A 6,507-nucleotide genomic window follows, 5' to 3' on the forward strand; every position below is an offset into this window, starting at 1 on the left:
TGCGAGGCACCGGTCATCCGGCCGCCGCCCACGGCGATGTGGACGAGCCGTCAGGGGCGAGCGACCACGAAGCCGGTCGCGCTCGGTAGGGTCGCTCCAGGAACGCCCCGGCCTTGGGTGTTCCTGGCCGGTCCGCCGACCGTGACCACCGCAGGAGTCCACCAGGGCGGATCTGGCGGATGTCGGTGGTACGGCCGGTACTGGATGAACATCCACCGGATGGCCGTGAGCCGGTACCCCGATGCTGTCGGGTACCGCGCCCGGGCGCCGGAGTTGCTGGGTTACGACGATATTACTGAATCATGACAATCGTTCTGAATTATGACGATATGGCCGGGCTACGGCCCATGACAGCGGAGGCGGAGCACACATGTCCGGTGGTGCGATCGCGGGACTGATCGCGGCGGGGGCGTTCTCCGTGCTCGTCCTGTTCGGCTGCTACGTGTTGTTCAAGCTCGGGAAGATCTTCGATGAGGCGGCCGCGCGGGTTCGTCAGACCGGGCTTGCCATCGACGAGGGCACCGCGCGAGTGCGGCAGGCGGGCGCGACCGTGGACGAGGTGAACCTTGCTCTCAGCCATGTGAACAAGGAGCTGGACCGGGTCGACGCCATCACGGCGAACGTGCAGTCGATCTCGACGAACATCTCCTCGCTCACGTCGCTGTTCGCGGCCACGCTCGGTGGTCCGGTCGTACGGGTCGCGGCGTTCACCTACGGGGTTCGGCGTGCGGCGGCCAAGCGGAGCCGCGCGGACATCGAGTCGCGGGTCGCGGCGGAGATCAAGGCCGACCGCGCGTCCCGGCGGGCCGCGCGGCGCGCCGGCACGGCAGGCGTCGCGGTAACGGGGCTGCAGGCATCCGGGGCCGGCGTACCCGGGGCCGGCGTACCCGAGGCCGAGAGCAGGAGTGCATAATGCCCCGAATGTTTTATATCGCCCTTGGTGCGGCGGTCGGCGTGGTCACCGTTCGGCGGGCCGCCCGCGCGGCGTCCACGCTCACCCCGCAGCACATGGCCGGTTCCCTCGCGCAGTCGGTGCAGGATTTCGTGGCGGACGTCCGGGAGGGCATGGCGGAGCGGGAGGATGAACTTCGGCAGGCTCTCGGGATCGGCGCCGGTGATGATGACGCACCGGACGGCACATCAGACCTACGAGCCGACGTGCCGGACGTTGCGGATGCGCACCGCCGCTAACCGGTCCGGGAGGTCCGGGACGTCGTCCGGGGGCGGGGGCGGGGGTGCCCGGTGACCCGCCGGACGAGCGGGGGCGCTCGGTGACCCGCCCGACGGGCGTGCGCGTCGGTGTGGACGTGGGCACGGTACGGGTGGGAATCGCCGCCAGCGATCCTGATGCGAGGATCGCTTTTCCGGTGACGACGTTGCGACGTGATCCCCGAATGCAACACGATCTTGATGAGCTTGCAATTATTATTCGGGATCGTCGGGCTGTGGAGGTCGTCGTGGGTTTGCCGACACAGCTGTCCGGGGTCGAGGGGCCAGCGGCCCGTCAGGCCCGGGCCTACGCCGATCTTCTCGCGGCGCGGGTGACCCCTGTCCCGGTTCGGCTGGTCGACGAGCGGATGACCACGGTTGTGGCCCACCGTCGGATGGCTGAACGTGGCATGCGTACCCGGGCTCGTCGTGGAGTTGTGGATCAGGAGGCAGCGGTGCAGATCCTGCAATCCGTGCTGGACGCCCCGCCGCCCGGGGGCGCAGCCCAGGCAGCGGTCACGCCGCCTGCCGGTCAACGGGTGGACGATGCTTCTGTGCGCGGGCGCCGGGGAGTCGAGGCACCGAGGTCGGACCGACCCGCGGACAGTCCATGATCGGCGATGATCTCGATGAGTTGCTCGGCGACACGCCGAACGGCGGTAGGCCCGAGGACCACACCGACGACGACTACACCGACGACTACACCGACGACGACTACACCGACGACGGCACGTCGAACCGCGGCACGTCGAACAGTGGCACGTCGAACAGTGGTCGGCGCAGCAGGCGTAACCAGGCCGGACAACGCAGACCCGCTGCCGTTCCGAAGCTTGTCGCGATCCTGGTCATTGTGGCTGCACTGCTCGGTGGCGGCATTTACGGCGCGGGGAAGGTGATCGGGCGCATCGCGAAGGGCGAGTCGGCCGCCGACTTCGCCGGGCCCGGTGACGGCTCGGTCATCATCCAGATCCAAGCTGGGTCAACCGCCCGCGACATCGCGCGGGTGCTGGCGTCCGCAGAAGTCGTGCGAACCCCGGCAGCGTTCGTCAACGCGGCCGCGGCCGACGAGCGGTCGCGCTCCATCCAGCCGGGCTTCTACAAGGTCAAGCAGCGAGTGCGCGCGGTCGACGCACTCGCCGCGCTGCTCGACGCCAGGTCGCACGCGCTGTTCCGGCTCACCATCGCCGAGGGCATGACCACCCGGCAGGTCCTCACGGCGCTCGCGGACCGTACCGGCCAGCCGCTTTCGGCGCTCGAGGCCATCGCGAAGAACCCGGGCGAGATCCAGCTGCCGTCCTATGCCAGTGGGGTCGAGGGCTATCTGTACCCGTTCACCTACGATTTGCAACCAGGCGCGTCGTTGAGCGCCACCGTCAAAATGTTCGTCGATCGGTTCAAAGCCGAGACTGCATCCCTCGGCATCGAGGCCGGCGCGGCTGCTCTCGGCCGTACCCCGCAGGACATCATCACGGTCGCGTCCATCATCGAGCGCGAGGTGAAGAACCCCGAGGAGGGGCCGAAGGTGGCCCGGGTCATCTACAACCGGCTTGCCGACACCTCCGGGGGTTTCCGTCGGCTGGACCTCGACTCGACCACCCGGTATGCGCTCAACGAGTACGAGGGTCCGCTGACCGAGAATCAGCTGAACACCAACAACCCGTACAACACCCGCAAGGTGTCCGGGTTGCCGCCGGGGGCCATCTCCAACCCGGGCCGGTGGGCGCTGGAATCCGCGCTGCACCCAGCGGCGGGGCGCTGGATGTACTTCGTGTCGTTGCCGAAGTCGAATGTGACGATTTTCGCGACCACGGACAAGGAGTGGCAGGAAGCGCTTGCCCGCTACCGTTCCGAGGGAGGATCGTGACCCGCCGGCGGGCTGCCGTCCTCGGCATGCCGGTGGTGCACTCGCTGTCACCGATTCTGCATAGAGCCGCCTATGCGGCACTGGGACTCGACTGGGACTACACGGCCGTCGAATGTGATGAGAGCGCCCTGGCGGAGCTGCTCGGCCGGGTACGGGCTGATCCGAGCTGGGCGGGCCTGTCGCTCACCATGCCGCTCAAGACAGCCGTTCTGACACTGCTCGACACACTCGACCACACCGCGGCGCTTCTCGGCGCCGCCAACACCGTCGTCGTCCGTCCGGGCCCGACCGGCGGGACACCGGTGCGCCTGCACGGGTTCAACACCGATGTCATGGGCATCGCCCACGCGGTCACCCAGGTTCTCGGTAACGGCGTGGCACCGCGTAGCCCCCTGGTGCTCGGCGCGGGGGGAACCGCGCGGGCCGCCCTCGGCGCGTTGGCCAGCCTCGGTGCCGACCGGGTCGACCTGCTTGCGCGCCGTCCCGCCGCGGCGGCGCCCCTGGTCGACATCGGTGGCGCGCTCGGGCTCGGCGTCACGGTCCACCGTTGGGGAGCACCGGATTCGGCAATCCTCACCCGTCCGGGCGGGCCGGTCTCCCTGCGCGGCGCCGACATCGTCCTCGCGACCACCCCGGCCGGCGTGACCGACGATCTGGCACGCCACCCGTGGCCGTCCTCGACCGCGCTGGTCGAACTGCTCTACCACCCATGGCCCACCCGCCTGGCTGCCCGCGCACAGGCCGCCGGAGCGGCGCTTGCTGGTGGGCTGGTCGTACTCGCGGCCCAGGCGGTCGGCCAGGTACGGCTGTTCACCGGCGCCGAGGTGGATGTCGGTCTGCTCCTCGAGGCGGGCCGGCGGGCGTTGGCGGTGCGGCCGGCATCGACCCCGACATCGCGGTCCCCATCGGCATCGGGTCGGGGATCTGGATCGGCGCCGACCACAGCCGTCGGTTCCGGCGGCGGGACACCCGTGTGAACCTCCCGGCGATCGCGTTCACCAGCGTGATCGTTCTTGCCGCGCTGGGCGCCGTGCCGGTGCTTCCCGCGCTGGTGGGTGCCTTCGGGCCGGTGGACGGTGGGCAGATCCGCAGGCCGGTACCCACCAGCTGGTGGCTGGGCGTGCTCACCGGCGTGGTGGTCGTCGCGTTCGCCGTCAAGCTGGCCGACCATGTCAACTGGTTGCCGGCATACGCCTACCTGGGGGTGGTGGGCGTGACGCTGGCCGTCATCGACATCCGGGTTCATCGCCTGCCCGATGCGCTCACGTTGCCGTCCTATCCGATCCTGGCCGTGCTGTTCGGGATAGCGGCCCTCACCGATGGGGATCCGGGACGGTGGCTGCGCGGTGTGCTGGCCGCGGCGGTCGTGTCCGCGGTGTCCGCGGCGCTGTGGGCGTTACCCGGAGCCGGTCTCGGGTTCGGTGACGTGAAGCTGGCCGGCCTGCTCGGCGGCGCCCTCGGGTGGCTCGGTGCTCCGGTCGTCCTCACCGGGTTCATGGTGGGGATGACGCTGGCCGGGATGTGGGCACTGCTTCTGTTGGTGACCAGGCGGGCGAGTCTGCGCGCGCACATCGCCTACGGGCCGTTTCTGCTTGCGGGCGCTTTCGTCGCGGTCCTGGGCAGCCGCTGACCAACGCCTGGCCGGTTCGCGTCGATGACCGGCGTGCGATGACCGGCGTGCGACGACAGGCATGCGACGACAGGCATGCGTGGAAGACTGGATTCATGCTGCGTTGGCTGACTGCAGGGGAGTCGCACGGCCCGGCTCTGGTGGCGACCGTCGAGGGGCTACCGGCCGGTATCCGGGTGTCGAGCTCCCAGATCGCAGACGAACTCGCCCGCCGCCGCCTCGGGCACGGCCGTGGCGCGCGGATGAGCTTCGAGCGTGACGAGGTCGAGCTGCTGGGGGGCATGCGCCACGGTCTCACCCTGGGCGGTCCGGTCAGCATCCTCGTCCGCAACACCGAGTGGCCCAAGTGGCGCCAGGTCATGGCGCCCGATGCGCCCGATGCGGTCGACGCCGCGGAGCTGGCGGGTCTGGCCCGAAACGCTCCGCTGACCCGGCCCCGACCCGGGCATGCGGACCTGGCCGGGATGCAGAAATACGGCTTCTCCGACGCCCGGCCCGTACTCGAGCGGGCCAGCGCGCGGGAGACCGCGGCGCGTGTCGCCCTCGGGACCGTCGCGAAGGCCCTGCTCCGCCAGGCATACGGCATCGAGGTCGTCTCGCACGTGGTGGCGATCGGCAGCGTGGAGATACCGCCGGGATCGCCACCACCACAGCCGGTGACCATGGATGTGGTGGACGCCGACCCGGTCCGGTGCGCCGACCCGGCGACGAGTATCCGGATGGTCGCCGAGATCGACGCGGCCCGCCGGGACGCCGACACCCTCGGTGGGATCGTCGAGGTCCTGGCCTACGGTTGTCCACCGGGGCTGGGCAGCTACGTTCACGGTGACCGTCGCCTCGACGCCCGGATCGCCGGTGAGCTGATGGGCATCCAGGCCATCAAGGGAGTGGAGTTCGGTGACGGTTTCACCACGGCCCGGCGGCGGGGGTCACAGGCTCACGACGAGATCGAACGGCTGCCCGCCGACGGTGTGCCAGCGGCGCCGTATCGGGTGCGCCGGACCAGTGACCGCGCCGGCGGCGTTGAAGGCGGGATGACCACCGGCGAGCCGCTGCGGGTCCGCGCGGCCATGAAGCCGATCTCGACGTTGTCCCGGCCGCTGGCCACGATCGACGTCGCCACCGGCGAACAGGCGGTCGCGATCGCGCAGCGCTCGGACGTCTGCGCGGTACCCGCCGCGGGGGTCGTGGCCGAAGCCATGGTCGCACTCGTGCTCGCCGACGCGGCGGTGGAGAAGTTCGGTGGCGACTCGGTGGAGGAGTCCCGGCGCAACTGTGAGGCGTACCTGAAGTCGCTGATCATCAGGTCGGAGCCGGTATGATCGCCGCTGACGGCGGCGGCGGACGACGGCCGGTTGTGGTGCTCGTGGGCCCGCCCGGCTCCGGGAAGACCACGGTGGGGCAGGTGCTCGCGCGGCGGCTCGGGGCGGCCTTCCGCGACACCGACGCCGATGTGGCGCGCCATGCCGGGATGCCGGTCGGCGACATCTTCATCGAGCGCGGTGAGGACGCATTCCGTGCCATGGAGCGGGACGCGGTCGCACGCGCTCTGACCGAGCATGACGGCGTGCTCGCCCTGGGCGGCGGCGCGGTGCTGGACGCAACGACGCGGGCGTCGTTGCGCGGGCACCTGGTCGTCCACCTCGACGTCAGGGTCAGTGACGCGGTGGCGCGCGTGGGTCTGGCCCGGGACCGTCCGCTGCTGGTCGAGGGGCCGCGTACCAGGATCACGGCGATGCTGCGGGCGCGGGCGCCGCTGTATGCCGAAGTCGCAACCGCGGTGGTGGACACCGCGGGCCGCACA

At 70.4% G+C, this 6,507-nt stretch carries 8 protein-coding genes; all 8 read left to right on the forward strand.

Going from position 1 to position 6,507, the window contains the following annotated elements; translation table 11 throughout:
• Nucleotides 1–370: 370 nt before the first annotated feature.
• Complete coding sequence (locus U9978_RS17920) at nt 371–913, forward strand: DUF948 domain-containing protein (protein WP_322762290.1); 543 nt, start codon at nt 371–373, stop codon at nt 911–913.
• Nucleotides 913–1,191, forward strand: coding sequence for a DUF6167 family protein (locus tag U9978_RS17925; protein WP_322762291.1), 279 nt, complete (start codon nt 913–915; stop codon nt 1,189–1,191). Before U9978_RS17920 ends, U9978_RS17925 begins: the two co-directional genes overlap by 1 nt.
• Nucleotides 1,192–1,235: 44 nt before the next feature.
• Nucleotides 1,236–1,823 carry a Holliday junction resolvase RuvX gene (gene ruvX, locus U9978_RS17930; protein ID WP_322762292.1) on the forward strand — a complete coding sequence of 196 codons (588 nt, stop codon included), beginning with the start codon at nt 1,236–1,238 and terminating at the stop codon, nt 1,821–1,823.
• Nucleotides 1,820–3,073, forward strand: a complete 1,254-nt coding sequence (mltG, locus tag U9978_RS17935; protein WP_322762293.1) for an endolytic transglycosylase MltG — start codon at nt 1,820–1,822, stop codon at nt 3,071–3,073. The genes ruvX and mltG overlap by 4 nt, the downstream gene beginning before the upstream one ends.
• Complete coding sequence (locus U9978_RS17940; protein WP_322762294.1) at nt 3,070–4,050, forward strand: shikimate dehydrogenase; 981 nt, start codon at nt 3,070–3,072, stop codon at nt 4,048–4,050. The genes mltG and U9978_RS17940 overlap by 4 nt, the downstream gene beginning before the upstream one ends.
• Nucleotides 4,047–4,703 (forward strand): A24 family peptidase, encoded by a 657-nt coding sequence (locus U9978_RS17945; protein WP_322762295.1) that lies wholly within the window; start codon nt 4,047–4,049, stop codon nt 4,701–4,703. The genes U9978_RS17940 and U9978_RS17945 overlap by 4 nt, the downstream gene beginning before the upstream one ends.
• 95 nt (nt 4,704–4,798) lie before the next feature.
• A complete protein-coding gene (gene aroC, locus U9978_RS17950; protein WP_322762303.1) occupies nt 4,799–6,025 on the forward strand; it encodes a chorismate synthase in 1,227 nt (408 codons plus the stop codon).
• On the forward strand, nt 6,022–6,507 hold a 486-nt coding region (locus U9978_RS17955; RefSeq protein ID WP_322762296.1), incomplete at its 3' end, for a shikimate kinase. The genes aroC and U9978_RS17955, both read left to right, overlap by 4 nt.

This window comes from Protofrankia sp. Cr2 (assembly GCF_963555885.1).
Taxonomy (GTDB): Bacteria; Actinomycetota; Actinomycetes; order Frankiales; family Frankiaceae; genus Protofrankia.